The following is a 21,272-nucleotide window of genomic DNA, read 5'->3' as shown; positions in this document are numbered from 1 at the left end:
CCGGGCGTGGTCGGCGGTCGTCGACGCGGCTCGACAGCTACCGATGCGGTGCGGCACCCCTCGACGCGGCCAGAGGGTCAGTACTGCACCCTGACGATCGCCGGTCGACGTCGGTAATTTCACCACGCACCCACTCTCACTTACCCACTCACCAACTCTCTCTCTCTCTCTCTCTCTCTCTCTCTCGATCTCGCTGTCACGCACTGCCGACGGTGGCACCACCAGGGTGTACACTTACGGTCGGTCTCGTTGGATGCCGGACATGGACGTAAGCGCGGCGCTCGACCGATCGCCGTCTCGAACGCATCCGGACAGTGACGCGCCGTCGCGGCGGGCACACGCCCTCGCGGCGAGCGTCCGCGGCCTGCAGGCCGGTTTCGTCGCGACACTCATCATGACCGCGTTCCGGCTCCCGATCGTGCGCTCGCTCCCGCCCTCGGCGCACTTCTGGGCGACGTACGTCGCGGGCGGGGAGGCTGAGGATCACACCATCCCTGGTCTCGTCTTGCACCTCGCCTACGGGACCGTCTCGGGCGCGATCTTCGGCGGGCTGTTCGCCGCACAGGACGCGGAAGCGGCGATCGAGGCGGAGCAGCGCGGACTCCTCTGGGGCGGCGTCTACGGGCTCGCCCTCTCGGCGTTCGGGACACAGATCATGCTGAAGGACCGCCTCGGGATCGAGCTCGATGCCGACGAACTCGCGCTGTTTCACGCCGCGCACCTCGTCTACGGCATCTCGCTCGGCGCCTGGGTCGGTTCCCGGACGGAGGGCGTCGAGGATCCGGCAGATTACGGGTACGAGTCGTCGTGACGATGGTGGGGACGAACGATTGTGACGAGGACAGGATGCGAGTCGTCGTGACGATGGTGGTGGGCGAGTACTCGGACGGATAGCGGATTCGCCTCGGTCTCGACCGACCCGACCGCAACGGGCCGGCGGGGGAGGGGCGAGTCCGGCCGGAGCGGCGCCCGGATCGGCTACTCGACGACGATCGTCCCTTCCTGGGATCCTTGCGGATGACTCGGACCGTGCCCGTTACACCGGTAGACTTCGATCTCCGGGAGTGCCTCGAACTCGATGAACTGCTCCTCCCCGGGGTCGGGTGTCACCGGCGTCGCGTAGTCCTCGACGTACGTCTCGTCGCTTCCCCGTAGTTCCATGTTGTGGACGCGACCGTCCCCCTCGTCCCAGCCGATCGTGTACTGCTCGCCTTCGGTCAGTACCAGCGTCGGATTGTCCGCGCCGGCGATCGCCTCGGGTGCTTTGCCCGTCCAGTTGCTCGTCGCCCGGAAGACGATCTCGGTTCCCGGTTCGATCTCGGCTCGCACCGGTTCGTCGTCCTCGCTACTCCCGAAACAGCCCGCGAGCACCGACGTCGCGGCGGCTCCGGGTACCAGTCGGAGCGCGCGCCGACGTGAAATGTCACCCAGTACTACCATGCCACCTTTATGTATTTTCACTGGAATAATAGTTTCGTCCACCGGGACCGCGTCTCGGGTGTCCGGCTGCGGTTCCGTGGGCGATGATGGATGTGTTTGTGCCACAGTCCCCGACACTTCGGACCTGGGAGCCGCGACCGGTGGGTCTCGTCGGAGCCGGCGTGACCAGGACGCGTGATCGGGCACGCCGATCGACAATACCGGTGGGAGACCAGCGTGCCCCTACCGATCCCGGAACCACTCGACCGTTCGCGCGAGACCGTCGGAGACGGAGACCGCCGGCTCGAAGCCGAGGCGGTCCCGTGCCCGCTCGGTCTCCGCGACGGAGTGTCGGATATCTCCCGGCCGCGCGTCGCGGTGGACGATGGGGGAGTCGGCGTCCGATAGCTCCTGGATGCGTTCGGCGAGGCGACGGATCGAGATCGACTCGCCCGTCGCGACGTTGTACGCTTCGCCGACGGCGTCCGTCGTCGCGGCGCGCAGGTTCGCGCGAACGACATCGCCGACGTAGACGAAGTCGCGGGTCTGCTCACCGTCGCCCTCGACGGTGATCGGTTCGCCTGCGAGCGCCTGCTCGACGAAGACGCTGATCACGCCGGCGTACTCGCCGGGCGTCTGGCCGGGACCGTAGACGTTGAAGTAGCGCAGCGCGACGGTCTCCAGGCCGTAGAGGTCGTGATAGAGTCGGGCGTAGTGATCGGCGGCCAGTTTGTCGAGACCGTACGGCGACGTCGGCGTCTTCGCAGCCGACTCGGGGATCGGCGTCGCCTCGGGCTGGCCGTAGATCGCCGCGCTCGACGCCAGGACGACCCTCGCCTCGGAGCGACGCGCCGCCTCCAGGACGGACAGCGTCGCCTCGGCGGTGACGTCGTGGCTCTCCGTCGGTTCCTCGACCGATTGGCCGACGCTCACCATCGCGGCCTCGTGGAAGACGACGTCGGCCGCATCGACGGCCCGTTCCAGGGCATCCCCGTCCCTGACGTCGGCCTCGACGAACTCGGCACCCGCCGGGACGTTCGATCGGTTGCCCGAGACGAGCGAGTCGTAGACGGTCACCTCGGCGTGGGGCGCGAGTGCGTGGGCGATGTGCGAACCGATGAACCCCGCGCCGCCGGTGACGAGGACGCGATCGCCTCTCAGGTCCCCCGGCGGGTACTCGACGAGGTCGTGGGCGGTCGACTGGTCGGCGGACGGGGGCTCGCTGGCGGCGCGATGGGGCGGCGTGTCCGGAGCGTCCATGTCGGGCCCCTCCACGGGAACCGGTTTGAGTGTGGCGATCATCGGCGGTCGAAGACGCGACGAGGAACTGCGAATCGTCGGTGCGGGGACGCCGGCGTCAGCGGTCGCCGTGGACCTGGTCGAGCCGTCGCGATGGGCGCCGGTTCCGCACGGCGACGGCCAGCGTCGTCGACTCACCAGCCACGTCGAAGCATACGGATTGGAAATTTTTAATATATGGGGTGGGAAATTTGGAAACGAATGAGCGTCGAGGCCGCCGCTGCCCCTCGCGATGTCGAGTCGACGGCGCACACGAGTCGGGACCGCCCTCCCTGTCAACTCGCTCGACCGAGATGACCGCCGGCGCCGAGTACCTTCGCCGGTTCAGGTCGGCCCTCCTCGCCGAGGCGATCAACGTCGGCGCTGCGGTTGTGCTCACCGTCGGTCTCGCCCGGCTCATGGATCCGGATAGCTACGGCGTTCTGTTTCTGGCGCTGTCCGTACTCGGAGTCGCCCAGCTACTGAGTGCGTTCGGCGTCTCGAAGTCGGCCGGGCGGTACATCGCCGAGTACCGGGAGACGGATCCCGCTCAACTTCCGCACATCCTGCGATCGGCGTTCACGTTCAACGCCGCGACGATCCTCGCCGTGTCCATCGTCCTCCTGGTCGTTCGCGACGACCTGGCACGCGCGATCGGTGAGCCAGCGCTCGAACCGTTGCTGCTCGTCGGGATCGCGTTCGTCGTCGGACAGACCCTCGTCACGTTCTGCAAGCAAACGATCCAGGGATTCGAGGACATCGGCGTCTCGTCGCGGCTCGTCGCGGCGAACAAGGTCGGTCGACTCGTGGGTGCACTGGGGCTCGTCGCCCTCGGGTACGAGGCACTGGGGGCGCTCGTCGGGTACGTCGCGAGCAGCCTCGCCGTCTCGGCAGTCGGGCTGGCGTACCTCTATATCCGCAAGATCCGCACGGCGCCAGACGAGCCCATCGAGTCCGGATTGCGGCGGCGACTCGCGCGCTACTCGGCACCGATCGCCGTAAACCAGACCGCACACAGTCTGGACAACTACATCGACACGATCGTCGTCGGCGCGATGCTCGGCCCGGCCGCCGTCTCGTACTACACGATCGGCTTTCAGCTCGCGCGGTTCCTCGGGGCGCCGATGACGGCGCTCGGGTTCACCCTCTCGCCGGCGTTCGGGTCTCAAAAGGCCGCCGGACGGCCCGACCGCGCGGCTCGACTCTACGAGACTGCCCTCACGAAGGGCCTGCTCGTGTACGTCCCGGCTGCCGCGGGCGTCGTCCTCCTCGCGGAGCCGGGCGTCGAGTACGTCTTCGGTGCGGACTATCGCGGCGCCGTTCCCGTGTTGCAGGTGATGGCCGCGTTCGTCGTCATCAGAACGGTCCAGACACTCTCGAGCGACGGCCTCGATTACCTCGGTCGCGCTCGAACCCGGGCCGTGATCAAACTCACGACGGCCGTCGCCAACGTCTGTCTGACCGTCGTCCTCGTCTCCGAGATGGGCGTCGTCGGCGCCGCGATCGCGACCGTGGCCACCTCCTCGTGCTACGCCGGCGTGACCTGCTACCTGATGCACCGCGAACTCGCCCTCCGCCTGCGCTGGTTGGGGCGCCGGATCGGCGAGATCCTCGCGATCACGGCGCTCATGAGCGTCGTGGTGTGGGCCATCGCCCCGTTCGTGACCGGGATCGTCACGCTCGCCGCCGTCGTCGCCGCTGGCGTCGCCGTCTGGGGACTCGCCGGGCTCTACGCGGGTACGCTCGACGTCGCCCTCGTCCGGCGAACCCTCTCGTGATGGTGGATGTGGATTCACTCACCGACTCAGCGGTAGCCGAGCGCCGCGAGCCGTTCCTCGGTGTTCGGCGTCGCCGTCGTCTCGCTCGCCATCGTCGGCTCGTACGCGCCGGTGTCGGTCGCCGTGAGTTCGACCCACGGAACCGTCCTGAGACACGACAGCGGCATGTTCGGTGGATGCCCGTACATCCCCAGTTCGCCGAGCGCGTTACCGTGATCCGACGTGAGTACCACCTGCTCCCGGTCGACGTTTTCACACAGCAGTTCGATGTCGTCGAGAACGTACTCGAGAGTGTCGCGGTAGGCGTCCCAGACGTCGGTTCGCTCCACCTCGCCCAGTTTGAGCCGCCCCCAGACGTCGAGGCCGTCGATCGTCGTTCCGAACTCGTCGGCCGACTTCTTGCGCGAGAGATCGTCGAACCCGACGAACGGACAGTGTGGTTGCATGTAGTGGACGAGTAACCGGTCCGGATCGGCCGTCCTGTCGGCCGTTATCGCGCGATCGGTCACCGGTCGCGGGGGAAGCGTCCCGAGCGAATCGTCCCACGCGTACGTCCAGACCTCGTCGACTGTCAGAAATCGCTCCGTCGGCACCTCGTACATCGAGTACGGGTTCCCACAGACGTAGACGGTCTCCGCGAGGCTCGACGCGTCGGCCCCCTCGAACGTCTGGCGCATCCACCGCGGCGTCGCGGAGTTGACCGAGCGCGCCGACTCGACGGACCGCACCCGGTCCATCGATTGATCGTCGAGCGCTTCGCACAGCAGGTCGTAGCGACAGGCGTCGACGACGATGAGGAGATCCCAGTCCCGATCGAAGACGTTCTCGCCGGAATCGGTGACCGAATTTGCCAGCTGGAGCGTCTTCTGCCACGGCATTCTGACGGCCTCCGACACCGCGGCCCGAGCGCCAGCCCGGTCACGGGTGCGACCGAGTCGACCGAGGTACGTGCGAAGCAGCCGCTTCAACTCACCCATTGTATCTATTAGTATTACACAGTGACCTATACATATTACCATGCACGACCGCATCGGTCCGGAATCGAACTGGGAGGACGCGTCGGACGGCGAGGCGACGCCGATCGATCACGATCGATCGAGTGCCCGACGATAGACCGACAGAATGTCCGTCGCCATCGCCTCGAGGCTGTACTCGTCGACGAACTGGCTCCCGTCGGAGCGCCGGTCCGACGTCAGGACGGTTGCGAGCCGTGCGGCCAGTTGGTCTGTCGAGTCGCAGACGTAACTGTTCGAGACCGGGTCGAGGAGCGCGTCGACGTCGCCGACGTCGGTCGAGACGACCGGGAGATCGCAGGCCATCGCCTCCTTGACCGTGTTCGGCGAGCCCTCGCGACGCGAGGTCACCAGCAACGCGTCGGCGGCGTTCATGTACCGTGGAATCTCGGCGTGGTCGACGCCGTAGACGACCTGCAACGCGATCGGTTCCTCGACGGTCGCGCGAACCCGTTCGACCACGCGTTCGGCACGCGGGTAGTTCTTGACCGACCGTTCGGGGTCGTATGGAAAGAGGACGTGGTACGGCTCCGGATCCCAGCCCACGGCCGCTTGCGCCGCTCGCTGGGGACGCGGCGAAAACTGCGTGAGGTCGATGCCGTGTGGGACCACGGTCGCGTCGACCGACAGCCGGTCGTTCATCGGCTCGGACATCACGATCACCTCGTCACAGAAGGGGACGCAGCGCTCACTCACGCCGCCGTACGACCCGGCGAGATCCGTCCCCCACAGCGAGCAGACGACCGGGCGAGTGGGCTGGGCGAGCGCGAACGGCGCGGTCAGACCGAAGTTCGCGTGGACGAGGTCGTAGCCGTCGAGTGACCGCCGGAGGACCGACGGGTAGTACCGCAGGTAGTCTGTGACGGAGCGGGCGTCCCCGTTTTCACGCCCGGGGACGAGCAGCGTCGTACACTCGACCCCGCAGTCTTCCAGGATCCGGACCTGCGCGTCGAAGAACGGCCGCGGCGTCGTGACCAGGTTGAGGACCCTCATACGCGGGCGCCCTCCGTCTCGATGTGATCGACGAGGAACGCGGTCGTATCGACCGTCTCGTCGAGTAACCGCTCGCGGCGTGCGTCCCACACCGACGCGTCGTACCCATCGAGAAGCGAGACCGCGTGCGAGAGCGCGCGTTCCTGTCGATGCGGGCCGGAGAACGTCGCCACCAGGTCGTACTCACGCTCGAGTTCGTCGGTGTACCCGAGCCGGAGGTTTGAGACGTAGACCGCCGGCGTCCCGAGCACCGCGCTCTCGGTGGCCATCGTCGGGCTCTCGCCGACGAACGCGTCGGCGGCCCAGAGGAGGTGGTGGATCCGGTGTGGCGGTATCGAGACGCGACGGTCGCGCACGTCGGGCGGGAGCGGTGCCTCCGACGTGATCAGCACACGAACGCCGGTCGCTTCGAGCGCCGAGACCACGTCGCTCACGTCGGCGAATCCCCCGCTACCGACGTCGTGAACGGCATCCCAGCCGACCAGTCGGAGGACGACGAATCGCTCGCCCGGATCGAGCCCGGCCGCCTCCCGGATCGACGGATCCGGCGAAAACCGATTCGGGTGCAGGTACGCCAGTTCCTGGAAGCCCCGATAGCGCACCTGGTTCGCGCCGACGTCGTCGCGGTAACACGCCGGCGTGCAGAGCCGATCGACGAACGGGTACGTGATGGCGTTCTGAAGGGTGGCGTGCTCGGTGTCGTAGAACACGAGCGACCGGCCGCGAACGAGTGTCGAGACGTGCGCGACCGAGGTGCCGCCGATCGCCGCGAGGACGTCCGGGTCGAAGTCTCGCGCCGCCCGGTAGGTCGCCCGGGTGAGTCGCGCCTGGTCTCGAATGCGAAACAGGTCTCGATCGGCCGGCTCGCAGGCGACCTCGTACTCGATGCCGTACGCGTCGAGCAGCTCCAGCGACATCTCCTTTTCGAGCGCCAGGACGCGAACCGCGTGTCCTCGGTCGGCCGCGAGTTCGACGTACGGCCGGAAGAAGTGGACGTGCGCCGGGTGCGTGAGCTGGACGAGGACGCGCATCGTCACCAGCCCCTCCCGAGAACTTGCCGTCGTTTCTCAGGGTCCCGCAGGAACGAGAGGCTCTGCGCGGCGACGCCCGCCACGGCGTTTGGATCCCGGCCCGATAGTACCCCGTAACACACCGGCTCGGCAGGTGGGACGAGGACGTCGCGGAGTCGACCGGTCAGGCGGTCACCGCCCACGGCCCAGAGCACCCCGCTCGGGAGCACCCACCGGTAGCGCAGATCCGTTCGGTACGCCGTCACCGGCTCGGGATCGCCGCCGGTCGCGAGCGCCAGCGTGAGCGACGGGACGTCGACGCCGGCGCGGATCGTCAGACCGATCGACATCCAGATCCGCGGGTTGACCTCCAGGAGCTTGTACGTCTCGTCGTCGGGATCGAACAGCACGTCCATGTGCGCCGGCCCGACCCACTCGACCGCCCGCAGGATATCGAGGAGATCGTCGACCCAGGGCTCGACCGGCCGGCTGTGTGCCTCCACGGCCGGACCCCCGCTCTCGGGATACTGGCGCAGCTCCTCGTAGACGTGGATGGCTCGCGGTTCCGACGCGCGGTCGAACACCGTCCCGACGCTGTAGTGGCCGCCCGCGTGATCGACGTACTCCTGGACGATCGCGTCGCCGTGGTCGTCGGTCACTGAGCGATACGTCGCTGCCAACTCGGCGGGATCGTCGACGCGAGCGATCCCGCGGGCACCAGCCCCGTTCGTCGGTTTCACCAGAACGGGAAAGTCGGCCGTCGCCGCGATCTCGTCGACGGCGGTCTCCGCCGGATCGTACGTCGCCGGGATCGGGACGCCGACGCGCTCGGCCAGTTTCGCACAGCGAGCCTTGTCGCCGAGGCGGTCGATAGTCTCCGGTGAGGAGAGGAGCGTCGACGTCCGGTCGGGAAAGTCATCGCACACTGCGGCGAGTTCCCGCGTCGTGGCGTCGCGCGTCGGCACCACGGTATCGAACCCGGTCGTCTCCACGACGTCGCGGACGACCCGGCGGAATCCAGCAGGGTTGTCATCCGCCGACGGGTACACGTGACTCGCCGTTGCGTACTTCGAATACGCGGCGAGATTCTGGCCGAAGCTCTCGCCTACGTGGACCTCGACGCCGGACTGTCCCAGCGAGCGAACGAACGACAGCGCCGACAGCGATCGGCCGTCGAGGACGAGTGCTCGAGTCATGATGGCTCAACCGCGTCGACCGGTTCGTCGACGCTGTCGTGTGCCCCGTCTCCGGCGACTGACTCGTCCCCGTCGTCGTGCGTCTCGATCGGCTCGGCCGGGACGCCCGCGACGACCGTCCTGGGCGGGACGTCGCGTGTCACGACGGCTCCGGCGCCGACGATCGCCCCGTCGCCGATCGTCACCCCGCCGAGGATCGTCACGTCGGCGCCGATCCACGCGTCCGCCCCGACGGAGATCGGCGCCCGTTCGCCGTACTCGCCCGGTATCCGCGCCGCCTCCGGGTGCATCGAACACAGCAGTGTGACGTTCGGGCTGATCGTCGCGCGCTCGCCCACCGTCAGTAGCGTTCGCTCCGGCGTGTCGCCGCCGATCGGTGTGAGCGTGACTGACGGCCCGACGTAGGCGCCGTCGTCGATTTCGACGAACGAGAGTCGCCGCAGTGCGGCCCGACGGCTCCCCGCCGTCGGTGCCGTCCGCGCCAGTCGGTACCAGACGTACCGGCGGTACTTCTCGGCGATCATCGACCGGTCCACCTCCGGCGGGTGTGACCGGAGACGACGATCGCGTGGCGATTCGACGAGCGACGATCCGGACGAGTGACGGGCTGGTTCTCGGTGTTCATGGTCGGGAACGTGGTGCTGGAATCGGTCGATCGGGGGCCGTCTCCGGCGACGATCGCTGTGCGTGTCGTGCGTACGTCTCGTAGGCCAGGGACACGCGAGTGAACGAGTACCCGCGGCGACGGAGCGTCTCGACCGTCGATCGGAGGAGGTCTGTCGAGCGCTCGATATTCCGCTCGAACAGGAATCGCTTCCCCCGCGGGAGCGTCTCGTAGGACCGAGTGCGATACAGGTCCTGGAGGTGGGTGTTGTAGAGCAGGGGCGACGGCAGCGACGCCGACGCGAGGGCCCGCTGGAAGGGCCGGCCCAGCAGTTTGAGGTAACTGTGCGCGATCGGAATCCGACTTGCCGTCGTCCCGATCGGCATCTCGACGAGGGTCGACGTCCCTTCGGGGCGATACGGCGTGCGCGGCGCGGTCAGGTTGTTGTACACGCCGGGACGGTACGACGGAAACACGCTCGAGTCGAAGGCGAACCCTTCGTCCTCTAAGATCGTGAACTCCCCAGGCTCGATGTTGCCCTGGGGCGCGCGGTAGCCCATCGGCTCGTAGCCGAAGTGGGATTCGAACGCGTCCACGCCGCGGCGGACGTCTGCCCTGAAGTCGGTGGACTTCGTGGTGTCGTGTCGGTAGGAGTGGAGGTGAAACTCACAGTCGAGGTCTCGATCCAGTCGATCGATCACCTCGGGGTAGCGCTCGACCGTTCGCCCGACGACGAAGAACGTCACCGGCACCGCCAGGTCGCGTATCAGGTCGACGTAGTCGTCGAGGTACGCGAACGTCAGGTGGTCGTATCCCGGTTCGTCGACGTACCAGTCGTTCTCGAGATCCAGGGTGAGGCAGGCGACCCGCTCGGCCGGATCGACGCCGCGGCAGGCGTACGCCGATGTGTCGGCCGCGTGCCGGGATCGTTCGTCGTAGGTAAACTCGACGCTCTCTCCGGGTTCGGTCGCGTCACCCGTACGGGACGAGTCGTCCCGTCCGATCGCGCTGGCGCTCCTGTCGGACTCGGTGCGGTCGGTCGCCCGCGCGCTGTCGCGGGTGGCGTGGCCCCCGCCGTCACTCACGGATCTGCACCTCCTTGGATTCGTTGACCTGCATGTCGAACAGCATCGCGAACATGAGAAACAGGCTCCCGACGAGCAACAGCAAGAGCGAGAGCGACGCCCGAACGAACAATGCGGCGCCGTGAGCGACCGTCACGTACGCCGTCCACAGGCTGCACACGACGGCGATCGCCGTCGTCGCGGTCCCAAAGACGTAGAAGAACGCGAGCGGGTGAAAATCGAGGACGAGGTACTTCGCCCCGAGCCGCCAACAGAAGTTCTTGAAGAGCATCCAGGAGACGCGCCGGATGTACGTCGGATACGAGATCGAGGACGTCTCCTCGCCGTAGATCGCGGGGATCGCGACGTCGGCGACGCGCATCCCCTTTGCGTTTAACTTCACTAGCAGGTCGTTGCAGTAGCCGTAGTACTCGTACATGTCCTCGACGCCGACGTTTTCGAGTGCGTATCCGGAGATCGCGGTGTAGCCGTTCTGGGGATCCATCGTCTTCCAGTAACCGGAGGCGACCTTCGTCAGGAAGGTGAGGATCGAGTTACCGAGAAAACGAAACCGCGGCATGTCCTGCCGATACTCCCTGTAGAGCAGGCGGTTGCCCTTGGCGTACTCGGCCTCGCCGTCGACGATCGGATCCAGCAGCGTGGACATCCGGGAGAGGTCCATCTGGCCGTCGGCGTCGACGGTGACGGTCGCGTCCCGGCCGTCGCGCAACGCCGCCAGGTAGCCGGTCTTGATCGCACCACCCGCACCACGGTTCTCGTGGTGGCGTATCGGAAGGACGCGGCCGATCGGCTCGCCGACGGACGCGCGCCTGGTCAGGGCCGATCCGCCACCGTCGGTGACGAGTCGCTCGTCGTAGTCGAGTTCGTCCTCGTCAGGCCCGGGGTCGTCGCGGTCGACGGCGTCCGCCGCCGCGGCGGTCCGCATCTCCTCCCAGGTACCGTCGGTCGAGCAGTCGTCGACCGCGTAGATCCGGTCGACGAACGCCGGCATCTCGCGGATGACGTCACCGACGAAGCCTTCCTCGTTGTACGCGGGCAGTACGACGCCGACGGAGTGATCTCGATACATTAGTGGCGGGTGTCAGTGTGGACCGGTCGTGGGGCGATTGTCGGGCGATGTAGCGGTTCTCACAGGGAGTAGTACGCGAAGTCGCTCCCACGCACTCGTTCGGCGAAGGCGCCGTCGACGTCGACGAGGACCGGCTGGTCGGTCATCTCCGTAGCCAGATCGGCGAACGGGAGTCCGTAGAACTCACCGTGTGGCGTCCCGACGAGCAGCGCGTCGAACCCCTCGACGTCGAGTTCGGGCTGGACGGCGACGTCGAACGCGTCCGCCATCGCCCCGTCCTCGGCGTGCGGGTCGAACCCGACGACGTCGACACCGTACTCCCGCAATCGCTCGATCGTGCCGCCGATCGCCGACGTGCGAATGTCGCCCACGTTTGGTTTGTACGCCAGTCCGCAAACGAGGACGTGACTGTCTCTGAGTACCTTCCCGGCCTCGTTCAGGCCACGGATGGTCAGTTCTGCGATGTGTTTCGGGACGTACTCGTTGACCTCGCGAGCCTTTCTGATCAGTTCCGGCGAGAAGCCGTTCTGCTCGGTCTCGTAGATGAGGTAGAACGGGTCGACGGGAATGCAGTGTCCGCCGACCAGCCCGGGACGGTAGTCGTGGAAGTTCCACTTGGTTCCCGCGGCCTCGAGGACGGCCTCCGTCTCGAGACCCAGGTGGTCACAGGCGATCGCGAGTTCGTTGACCAGCGCGATGTTGAGATCGCGCTGGGTGTTCTCGACGACTTTCGCCGCTTCGGCCGTTTCGATCGTCGGCGCCCGGTGGACGCCCGCGTCGACGACGGACTCGTAGAGTGCGGCGACCTCGTCTACCGTCTCGGCGTCGAGGGCGCTCACGATCTTCACCACGTTCGACAGGCCGTGTTCGTCGTCGCCCGGTACCATCCGCTCCGGTGAGTACCCGACGCCGAAATCGACGCCGCCGGTCATCCCCGACGTCCGTTCGATCGACGGGACGAACCGTTCCCGGGTGGCTCCGGGGTAGACGGTGGACTCGAGGATTACCGTCGCACCGGGCTGGAGGTGCTCGCCGACGGTTTCGCCCGCCGACTCGACCAGTCCGAGATCGGGTTTCTCGAGGTCGTCGATAGGCGTCGGTACGGCGACGATCACGTACTCCGCTCGCGCGATGGCGTCCGGGTCGGTCGAGACGTCGATGGCGTCCAGATCGATCCGGTCGTCGCCGACGTCGCCGGTCGGATCGACGCCCGATTCGAGCCGCTCGATGGTCGTCGGATCGACGTCGTAGCCGGACAGGTCGTGACCCGCTTCCGCGAGCGCCACCGTCAACGGGAGCCCGACGTATCCGAGACCGACCACGCAGATGGACGCGGGTTCGACCGCGACCGAATCGACCGTCTCGAGGCGTTCGCTCACGCGACCACACCTCGCCACGAGTGACGTTTCCGGGTCGGTCGAGTAGGGCGGTTCGGTCCGACCGGTCCGGTCGCGGGGATCGTCGTCGGGCCCGTGTGCGTCGGCGCGTCCTCTGGCAAGTTTGTTGGAGGGGTCCGTGGATACATGGTGGGGTTTACACCTTTCGAGGTAGTTACCGTGACTACTCGCCACTAGATAATATATTTAGCGGATTCACTATATCAATTCTATATAGATATAATTTCGGTATATTGACGAACAGTTCAATACGGGTCGGGTGTGTAAGGCGGATCGGGGAGTCGACTGCCACAGGCCGATACGCTGAGAGGAACTCCGACCGACTCCGTTCGCCGCGCGTCTCGGGTTCGACGAGGGGTGTCGGGATGTCGACCAGCCGAGTCCGCAGTCGTCGACTCCGACGCGGGCGAACCGGCAGCGCGGATCGGCGCCGGTCGGAACCGCTCACCGTTCTCGTCCGTGATCGCGTCTCCGAACGCGATCGTCGGGTGGCTCTGTCGTCGCGTATCGGCCCGCTGGATCCTCGTGGCTATCACAGAGGGCTTCAGCGCACGATAACGCCCGACGTGCCGCATCGGGGCCGACGGAAACCGGTTCGAACGTCGCCCGCTCGTAGGTCGCGGTCAGCGTGGCCAATCGATCGGCGTGGGTGTCGGACGACGCTTCGTAGGCGCGGTAGAACTCCCAGTGCGTGAGGCCGTCACGGTCGTCGACGCCCGATTCGAGCTGCCGTCTGACGGCGGCGTACGCGGTCTGCACCGCCTCGTCGACCCGCATCGCGTCCAGCGCCCCGACGGCCCGATCGAAGAGTTGATCGGGCCGTGATCGCTCCGGGGTCGACGCGACGACGACTGACGACTGTGGACGGGATTCGATCGCCGTTCGCCTCGTCTCTCGTCGACGCCGCCACCAGCGCGTCGTGAGCGGGACGAGTACCGCGCCGACAGCGGCAAGCAGGACGACGAGTCGGGGCGTGATCGATGCTGCAGACGGGGCCGTCACGGTGAGCGTCTCGGCCGTCTCGACGGACTCGAGATTCGTTCCGCTGCCGTCCAGTGCGGCGGATACGGTGTGCTCGCCGACCGTCGTCGGTGCCGGGACCGTCGTCGTGAACGTTCCGTCCCCGGCGGTCGTCACCGTCGTCGCCCGGTCGTCGATCGCGATCGTGATCGATCGGTCCACGATCGGGTGTCCGTCGCCACTGAGCGAGCCGGAGACGGCGAGCTCGTCACCCCGCTGTGAGTGGTCGATCGAGAGCGATGGCGTGGTCGGTTCGACGCGAACCGTCGTCGACGCGGACGCTGGCGCGATGGCCCGTCCCTCGAACGGAACGGAGGCGGCCAGCGTGCGGTGGCCGTCGGCGATATCTGCGGGAAGCGTCTGGGAGAGTTCGACCGATCCATCGGTCGTCTCAGCGGTTCCGAGCACCGTTCCACCGAGTGATACGTTGAGCGGGAGTCCATCGACCGGCTCCCCGCCGAGCGTCACGTCGGTCGAGACGGCGAACTCGTCCCCGAACGCGATCGACGCGGCGTCGCTCGTCGGCACCTCTATCGTCGGCGTCTCTCGATCGATCGACACTGGAACCGAAGTCCGGCTCCCGAGGTACGGAGACGACCGGTTTGGACGGTACGTGACCGACAGCGACTCTGTCGAGGCGTAGACGGAGATCGGCCGGTACGTGACGGTGAATCGGCCCCGAGCGTCAGTTCGCGTCGTCAGTGTCTGGTTTCCGACCTCGAGGGTGATCTCGTCGTCGGCGACGGGTTCGCCCGATTCGCTCACGAGGGTCCCCCGCGCCCGGAGGGGATCACTGTACGAGATCTGGGTGGATCGCGCCCGCACCGTGAGCGCGGTCAATTCGAACGCCTCGCGGCGGATATCCGCCTGAGAGCCGCGCAACTCCTCGGTTGCCTCGTCGACGGACTCGCGCACGTCGGAGAAGTTCGCGTCCGTGTTCCCTTCGAGTTCGTCGTACTGGTCCGAGATGGTCTCCTTCGAGGCGTTGATCTCGGTCGAGAGCGATTCGAGTTCGCGAGCGCGCTCACGTGCGAGTTCGTCGTCTCCAGCCTCGATGGCGCTGTCGTACTCGTCCATCGACTCTTCGTACGACGCGAGAAGTGACGTCATCGCAGCCTGTTCGTTCCGAATTTCCTCGAACAGCGTCGCCGTCTCCTCGCGGCCGGCCGTCGCCGCGACGTCTTCGTACGCCGCGTGTTGCTCCCAGAATCGCTCGCCCAGAGTCTGGTTCGAGCGGGCGTACGCACCCTCGCGGAGCAACGCCGCGCTCTCGTTGAGTCGATCGACGAGCCGCAGTTCGTACCACTCGGCCAGCGCTTCGGCGTCCCCGGCTTCCCCGTAGGACGCCGGGTTCTGGTGCCGGTCCGTCCGGTTTTCGGACCCGTGGTCCGGCGTGTCGGTCGGACCGGTCGGCTCACCTGGGTTCGACGCATCCACGAGACCGACGACTCCTGCCGGTCCGGAGAACAGGGCGACGGCCAGCACGAGGGAGACGGTCACGCCGAACACTGCCGGACGTGTGGCGACGGCTACCCGCCGGAGGGGGACGCGACGGATCACGGTACGCCGTACGGTTTCGTCCACATAAATACATTTGGTTACGTACCAGTCACACTAGAATTGTAGTATGGTGACGAACTAAATACAAACCAGCAGCTTCAACACATCGGTCGTGTAGCGAACGGACATGGAACTCGCGCGTCGATCGGTGGCGGTCGTCGCCCTCGCCGTCTGTACGGCGGCCTACGGGGCCCTCCTCGACGTCACCCTCCCGATACTCGGCGCCTGTCTGGTCGGGAGCTGGCTCGTCGGACGCCAGTTCGCCTTCGTCGACGGACTCGATGCCGTGGCCTCGGATCTCACCGTCACGCAGTTTCCGACCCGGACGAGCGCCCATGCGGGCGAGACTGATCGGTTGTTCCTGACCGCGACGATGCGTGAAGACGACGCTCAGCAACCCGACGCCGACGATACTGCGACCGACGTCGGCCCTCCAGTGGCTCACCCGGTGACCATCTCGGTCGCGGCCGGCGTGCCGACGGCCGCCGTCACCGCCGACCCCCTCACCGCCCACCTCGATCCGTCGGTCACCGAGCGGACGGTGTCGACGACGGTCGAGTGGCCGGTCCCCGGACGGCACACGTTCGAGCCGGCGACGGTCACCGTCGACGACGGCTGGTTCGTGGGAACCCTCGCGATCGGCGATCGACCGACGGTCACCGTGGACGCTCGACGTCCTCGGTCGATTCACGTCGGCGAAGGCGGTGATCGGTTCGCCACGGCGGTCGGGACGAGACGGGAGGGACGACGGGGTGACGGACTCGAAGCGGCCGAGTTGCGCGAGTACGTGTCCGGCGACGCGGCGGCCAGGATCGACTGGAAGGCAACCGCGAGGCTGGCAACCCCGTACGTCCGGGAGTACGAGGCCGAGACCGACCGCCGCACTGTACTCGTCGTCGATACGCGTCCGTCTCTGTCGATCGGACCGCCGGCGCAGACACCGCTGGCCGACCTCTCGTCCGTGGCGCTCGCCATCGCCGCCAGTGCGCGGCGCCACGGCGACCCGCTCGGACTCGTCGTCGTCGGTGACGGTGGCGTCGAATCACGGATTCAGCCGGGCGCGGCGAACGACCGCGTCCGTGGAACGTTGCTCGACATCGCCGCGTCGGACGGTTCGTCCACGACGGGTCGATCCCCGGCGACCACCACGACGGGACCCGTCTCCGCCGCGGCGAGTCATCACGATGGCAGCGTCGGTGCCTCGCTCTCGATGGCGTCGGCGTCCGCACGATCGGCGAGCGGCTCCCTGGACGGAGACAGCACCTTCGACCGGACCCTGCAGCCGTTCTACACCGACCGGATGGCGTACGTCGAACGGGTGACCGACGCGCCGCTGTTCGCCGCCGTCGAGGAGACGTTGGTCCGCGAATCGGGCCACCTCTGGACCGTCGTCCTGACCGACGACACGCACAGAGCGGAGCTCCAGGAGACGGTTACCAACGCACGCACCCGCGGTGACGGGGTCCTCGTTGCGATAGCGCCGGCCGTCCTGTACGACGCCACCGGATTCGATCGACTCGATCGCGCGTACGACCGGTACCTCGACTTCGAACGGTTCCGTCGGGCGCTGGCGAGCCAGCCCGACGTCACCGCCCTCGAGGTCGGGCCCGCGGACCGACTGGATGCGATTCTGGCGGCCGGAGGTGATCGCGCGTGACTCCCTCCCGCCCGACGCTACGCCGCGCCGGTCGCGACGTGGTCCGACGCGTGGCGAGTTCGGTGCCGATCGCTCTCGCCCTCGTGATCCAGGCGGTGGCGCTCGTGACCGTCGTCGGCCCGATCGGTCTCGCGGCCGTGGCGACATCGGCCACCGCGTGGCTCCTTCGCGGCGCGCCGTACGCTCTCGCTGCAGGGCACGTCGTCCTCGTCCCGCTCCTCCCGGCGACGCTCGACTCCCTCGAGATCCTGACCGTCGAGAGCGGTTTCGTCGCCCTCCTGGGACTGTCCCTCCTCCGGGGACCGTCGCCCCGCCGAGCGCTCGCTGCGGCCGCGGGCGCGCTGGTCGCGAGCGGCGGTGCCGCGTGGCTAGTACTCTCACACGGCGGGCGCTGGCACGGCGCCCTCGCAGGCGGTCTCGTCCTGGCGACGATCGGGTACGTCTGTCACCGCACGCAGGTGGTCCGATACGGACGCCACACAGCACCGGAGCCCCCGCGATCACCCGACACCGAATCGACGACCCACCTCGACTCGACGACTCACTCCGACCCATGAGCCAGCACGATCCCTCCCGGCGCGAGCGATCCCAGAACCGACACGGAACCGAGCGGTCGTCCGGCGCCGGCGCCGACGACTCTGGCGACACCGCCGGCTCGACACGATCGGCCGATCCGGACGGTGTTCGTCTCGATTCCGAGGCGCTCGCCGCACAGGTCGACGTCCTCGCCGACGAGAACGCTCGCCTGCGCGAGAAGTACGCCGCCGCGCGACGGTCCCGGTATCGAAAGACCGCCTTCGGGCTGGGTACCGTCGGCCTGGTGGCGGTCGCCGGGGGCGTCGTCGCACCGGCCGCGCGCGACGTTCTCCTGATCCTCGGCGCGATCGGCCTCTTCGGCGGCCTCCTCACCGCCGTTCTGACGTCGGAACGCTTCGTCGCGGCGTCGGTCGGCGAACGGGTGTACGGTGCCCTCGCCGCCAATCACGCGGCCTTGATCGACGAACTCGGCCTGCGAGCCGAACCGCGCTACCTCCCGGGGGTCGCCGGGATCGGCCCGCGCGTGTTCGTCCCGCAGCGCACCAGCAACGACACCCCTGTCGACGAGACCGGACCGATCGTCACCGCCGACGATCGACGGGGCCTTCTGCTCGAACCGACGGGGGCTGGACTCTACGCGACGTTTCGAGACGGGTCCACGGCCGACCCCACCGGCCCCGGAGCACTCGCCGCCGTACTCGCAGAGGCCGTCGTCGAGCAGTTCGAACTCGCCGATCGGGTGACCGTCGACGCCGACGAGAACCGGATCACGGCCGCCGTGTCGGAGCCGGCGTTCGGCCCGATCGATCGGTTCGATCACCCCATCCCCTCGCTGTTCGCCGTCGGTCTCGCGATGGATCTCGATCGTCCCGTCCGACTCACGGTCTACCCGGCCGACGATCGGGCCGACTGGCTGGTCACCTGCTGGTGGGAGGCCCCGTCCGAGTCGGCCGCGTCCGATGCGACGGAGACGGCCGCGTCCGGAGCGTCGGAGAGGGCCGAGCACTGACCGGATCGAGTACCGGGCAGACCGAACGTGACCGTATCCCGGGTGATACGGGATCGGCCGGAACCGAGCGGACCGAAATCGACCAGCAACCGGACGGAGGTATCGGAATCGAGCGCCGACCGAATCGAGATCGGATCGCGGGTGCGGCGGATTCGTCCGGTAGCCGTCGTCGGGACGACTCCAGCAACTACGGCCGATTCGGTCGGGCGATCAGTGTGGCGCCGGTCCCGAGAGTTCGTCTGGGTCGGCGCCTGGCGGCTGGACGTCGGTCACGATGTCCTCGACGACGTCCTCGCGACTCGTAGACGAGAGCGTCGCGTCGGTCGCGAGGACGAGCCGGTGGACGAGGATGGGCTGGGCGAGGGCCTTCACGTCGTCCGGGATGACGTAGCCGCGACCGTAGAGCGCCGCGCGCGCTTTGGCCCCCTCGACGAAGGCGAGCGTCGCCCGGGGCGAGGCACCGTGGGCGACGTCCGGGTGGTCGCGACTCGCCGCAACCAGGTCGAGCACGTACTCTCGGATCGGGTCGGAGACGTGGACCGACGCGACGGACTTGCGGGCGACCCGAATCGCCGCCGGGAACACGACCGGATCGACCGACTCCGGTCCGAGCGTGGGGTCGGACTCGAACCGGTCGAGGATCGCTCGTTCGTCGTCGCGCGCCGGAAGGTCCACGGTCAGCTTGAACGTAAACCGGTCGCGCTGGGCCTCCGGAAGGGCGAAGACGCCCTCCATCTCGATCGGGTTCTGGGTCGCGACGACCATGAACGGGGACGGCAGCGACAGCGTCTCGCCGTCGATCGTGACGTGGCGCTCCCCCATCGCCTCCAGCAGCGCGGACTGGGTCTTCGGCGTCGCGCGATTGATCTCGTCGGCGACGACGAGGTTCGAGAAGATCGGCCCGCGCCGGAGTTCGAACTCGCCGGTCGCCTCGCGGTAGATCTGGGTCCCCGTGAGGTCGGCCGGCAGGAGGTCGGGCGTGAGCTGGATCCGCGTCGACTCCATCCCGCTCGCGCGGGCGAACAGCGTCGCCATCGTGGTCTTGGCCACGCCCGGCACGCCCTCGATCAGGACGTGCCCGCGGATCAGGAGCGCGATCGTCAGGTACTCGAGCTGGTCGTCCGAACCCACCAGCACCCGATTCGTCTCGGACCGGATCGCGTCGAAGAGCGTCGACGGGTCGACGCCGTCGCCGGTGGGGGTGACTACGTCGCTCATCTGGCGGCCCTTCGTTTCGTCCGATGTTAAGTGCTGGTATTACCACCGAGACGATTTGATACTGCTAGAGAGTATCGGAATCGAGACGTCAGGTCGTGACTCGCGTCCGACGGGTCGGCAACGCGACCGGGACCCGAAGCGGTCGGCGTCGTCTCGCCTGTCGGCGGGGAAAATAGTGAAAACCGCGGGTCGTGCGCGAGTCGATTACGCGACTCGGAGTCGAGCGACCCCGACTGCGGCGAGCAGTGCGAGCGCGGCCGCCACCGGCCCGAAGCCGGGGACGCCGTCTCCGCCGCCCGATCCGTCGTCACTGTCGTCTGCCGATCCGTCGTCGCCGGAATCGTCACCGCCACCGGTGTCGCTATCGTCGTCCGGGGCGACGGTGACCGTCCCGGCGTCGACGCCGTCGACGGCGATCGCGTACTCGCCCGGCTCGTCGAACGACCGCGTGAACGTCACCTCCGTCTCGGCGCCGCCCTCGACGGTGACGGTCTCCGTCGCGACCTCTGTCCCGTCGACGGTGATCGGGAGGGTGGCGAACGCGCGGTCGTCGGCGTCGTTCTGGAGCGTCACGACGATCGACACCGAGTCGCCGGGTGCGATCTCGGTCTCACTGAGCGTCGCGTTAGTCACGGTCACGTCCGGCTCGCCGGTGTCGCCGTCGTCCGGCGGTGGTGGTGGCAGTCCGGGACCGCCGCCGGTGCCCTCCTCGACGGAGATGGTCACCGACGCGGTCGCGTCGATCGTGTCGACGGTGGCCTCGTACTCGCCCGTCTCCGCGAACGTCGCGTTGAACTGGACGTCCCGGCTCTCGCCGGGCGACAGCGAGACGGTCGTCGCGTCCTGCCGGTCGCCTTCGACGCCGAACGAGATCGTCCGGTCGAGCGCCTCGCCGTCGCCAGTGTTTTCCACCGTCGCGAGGACGGCCGCCGTCCCGTTCGGTTCGACCGTCGTGACCGACGCCTCCGGATCGATCTCGACGGTAACGTTCGGCTGGCCGACGTCCGTCCCGGTTAGATTGACCTGCTCGGAATCGGCGGACTCCCACACGACGGGTGACGGATCCGTGTCGACCGGTTCGCCGTTGACGAAGAACTGGACTTCGTCTCCGGCTTCGGCGCCGACCACAAGTTGTCCGTCACCACCCCCTGGCCCGCCGTAGATGCCTGCCTCTTCGATCGTGAGAGCGTCCTGCTTCACCCCGTCGACGTACGCCGCGACGTGCGTTCCGACCGGTGCCGGTTCGCCGTCGATCTGGACCGTTCCGTAGTACGTTGCCCCCGGTAGCTCAGGATCACTCTGGGCGAGCGCCGGCGCCGCTGCGACGCCGACGACCGACAGCACCATCGCTGCCGTCAGGGCGAGCGCCAGCAGGCGCCGTCTTCCGCTCACGCGGCGAACACCTCGATTGCGTTTCGTGTCATGGATT

At 67.7% G+C, this 21,272-nt stretch carries 17 protein-coding genes and 1 pseudogene; 5 read left to right on the top strand and 13 right to left on the bottom strand.

All coding sequences use genetic code 11. The features are described from left to right. Positions 1-262: 262 nt before the first annotated feature. Entirely contained in the window at positions 263-811 is a 549-nt protein-coding gene (locus NO366_RS03595; RefSeq protein WP_256532953.1) for a DUF6789 family protein, read from the top strand. Positions 812-978: 167 nt separating this feature from the next. On the opposite strand, the gene NO366_RS03590 is transcribed toward NO366_RS03595, so the two are convergent. Next, a complete protein-coding gene (locus NO366_RS03590) occupies positions 979-1,440 on the bottom strand; it encodes a hypothetical protein (RefSeq protein ID WP_256532952.1) in 462 nt (153 codons plus the stop codon). Positions 1,441-1,662: 222 nt separating this feature from the next. Then, positions 1,663-2,679 carry an NAD-dependent epimerase/dehydratase family protein gene (locus NO366_RS03585; RefSeq protein ID WP_256532951.1) on the bottom strand — a complete coding sequence of 339 codons (1,017 nt, stop codon included), beginning with the start codon at positions 2,677-2,679 and terminating at the stop codon, positions 1,663-1,665. 332 nt (positions 2,680-3,011) lie between these two features. On the opposite strand from NO366_RS03585, the gene NO366_RS03580 reads away from it, so the two are divergent. Continuing rightward, a complete protein-coding gene (locus tag NO366_RS03580; RefSeq protein WP_256532950.1) occupies positions 3,012-4,475 on the top strand; it encodes a flippase in 1,464 nt (487 codons plus the stop codon). A 26-nt stretch (positions 4,476-4,501) separates the two neighbouring features. Here the strand turns inward: NO366_RS03580 and NO366_RS03575 are convergent, their stop codons facing one another. The 9 genes and pseudogenes from NO366_RS03575 to NO366_RS03535 form a co-directional block, all read right to left on the bottom strand. Next, the gene (locus tag NO366_RS03575; protein WP_256532949.1) at positions 4,502-5,452 is read right to left on the bottom strand and encodes an alkaline phosphatase family protein; all 951 of its coding nucleotides are present in this window, start codon (positions 5,450-5,452) and stop codon (positions 4,502-4,504) included. 108 nt (positions 5,453-5,560) lie between these two features. Beyond that, a complete protein-coding gene (locus tag NO366_RS03570) occupies positions 5,561-6,481 on the bottom strand; it encodes a glycosyltransferase family 4 protein (RefSeq protein WP_256532948.1) in 921 nt (306 codons plus the stop codon). Continuing rightward, positions 6,478-7,512, bottom strand: a complete 1,035-nt coding sequence (locus NO366_RS03565) for a DUF354 domain-containing protein (protein ID WP_256532947.1) — start codon at positions 7,510-7,512, stop codon at positions 6,478-6,480. The genes NO366_RS03570 and NO366_RS03565 overlap by 4 nt, the downstream gene beginning before the upstream one ends. Before the next feature lie 2 nt (positions 7,513-7,514). Then, positions 7,515-8,687: a carboxylate--amine ligase gene (locus NO366_RS03560; RefSeq protein WP_256532946.1), complete on the bottom strand. Its 1,173-nt coding sequence runs from the start codon at positions 8,685-8,687 to the stop codon at positions 7,515-7,517. A gap of 83 nt (positions 8,688-8,770) precedes the next feature. Then, positions 8,771-8,920: pseudogene (locus tag NO366_RS18605) on the bottom strand (DapH/DapD/GlmU-related protein); the annotation flags it as partial. A 388-nt stretch (positions 8,921-9,308) separates the two neighbouring features. Beyond that, a complete protein-coding gene (locus NO366_RS03550) occupies positions 9,309-10,376 on the bottom strand; it encodes a polysaccharide deacetylase family protein (RefSeq protein ID WP_256532945.1) in 1,068 nt (355 codons plus the stop codon). Continuing rightward, on the bottom strand, positions 10,369-11,445 hold the full coding sequence (locus NO366_RS03545) for a glycosyltransferase family 2 protein (RefSeq protein ID WP_256532944.1): 1,077 nt from the start codon (positions 11,443-11,445) through the stop codon (positions 10,369-10,371). Before NO366_RS03545 ends, NO366_RS03550 begins: the two co-directional genes overlap by 8 nt. A 59-nt stretch (positions 11,446-11,504) precedes the next feature. After that, positions 11,505-12,824 (bottom strand): nucleotide sugar dehydrogenase, encoded by a 1,320-nt coding sequence (locus tag NO366_RS03540; RefSeq protein ID WP_256532943.1) that lies wholly within the window; start codon positions 12,822-12,824, stop codon positions 11,505-11,507. 462 nt (positions 12,825-13,286) lie between these two features. Further along, a complete protein-coding gene (locus NO366_RS03535) occupies positions 13,287-15,422 on the bottom strand; it encodes a DUF4129 domain-containing protein (protein ID WP_256532942.1) in 2,136 nt (711 codons plus the stop codon). A gap of 127 nt (positions 15,423-15,549) precedes the next feature. Here NO366_RS03535 and NO366_RS03530 point away from each other — a divergent pair, with 127 nt between their 5' ends. From NO366_RS03530 to NO366_RS03520, 3 genes are read left to right on the top strand one after another with little or no spacing between them, the layout of a single operon-like run. After that, positions 15,550-17,079 (top strand): DUF58 domain-containing protein, encoded by a 1,530-nt coding sequence (locus NO366_RS03530; RefSeq protein WP_256532941.1) that lies wholly within the window; start codon positions 15,550-15,552, stop codon positions 17,077-17,079. Beyond that, positions 17,076-17,636 (top strand): DUF8163 family membrane protein, encoded by a 561-nt coding sequence (locus tag NO366_RS03525; protein ID WP_256532940.1) that lies wholly within the window; start codon positions 17,076-17,078, stop codon positions 17,634-17,636. Before NO366_RS03530 ends, NO366_RS03525 begins: the two co-directional genes overlap by 4 nt. Further along, entirely contained in the window at positions 17,633-18,625 is a 993-nt protein-coding gene (locus NO366_RS03520; RefSeq protein ID WP_256532939.1) for a DUF7982 domain-containing protein, read from the top strand. Before NO366_RS03525 ends, NO366_RS03520 begins: the two co-directional genes overlap by 4 nt. Before the next feature lie 210 nt (positions 18,626-18,835). Here the strand turns inward: NO366_RS03520 and NO366_RS03515 are convergent, their stop codons facing one another. Both NO366_RS03515 and NO366_RS03510 read right to left on the bottom strand, forming a co-directional pair. Then, positions 18,836-19,843, bottom strand: coding sequence for an AAA family ATPase (locus NO366_RS03515; protein ID WP_256532938.1), 1,008 nt, complete (start codon positions 19,841-19,843; stop codon positions 18,836-18,838). A gap of 204 nt (positions 19,844-20,047) precedes the next feature. Further along, complete coding sequence (locus NO366_RS03510; RefSeq protein WP_256532937.1) at positions 20,048-21,235, bottom strand: CARDB domain-containing protein; 1,188 nt, start codon at positions 21,233-21,235, stop codon at positions 20,048-20,050. Between the last annotated feature and the right edge of the window lie 37 nt (positions 21,236-21,272).

The sequence above is a fragment of the Halovivax cerinus genome, from assembly GCF_024498195.1.
Lineage (GTDB): Archaea > Halobacteriota > Halobacteria > Halobacteriales > Natrialbaceae > Halovivax > Halovivax cerinus.
The sequence above is the reverse complement of the archived record's forward strand: the minus strand, read 5'-3'. Positions and strand labels throughout refer to the sequence as shown.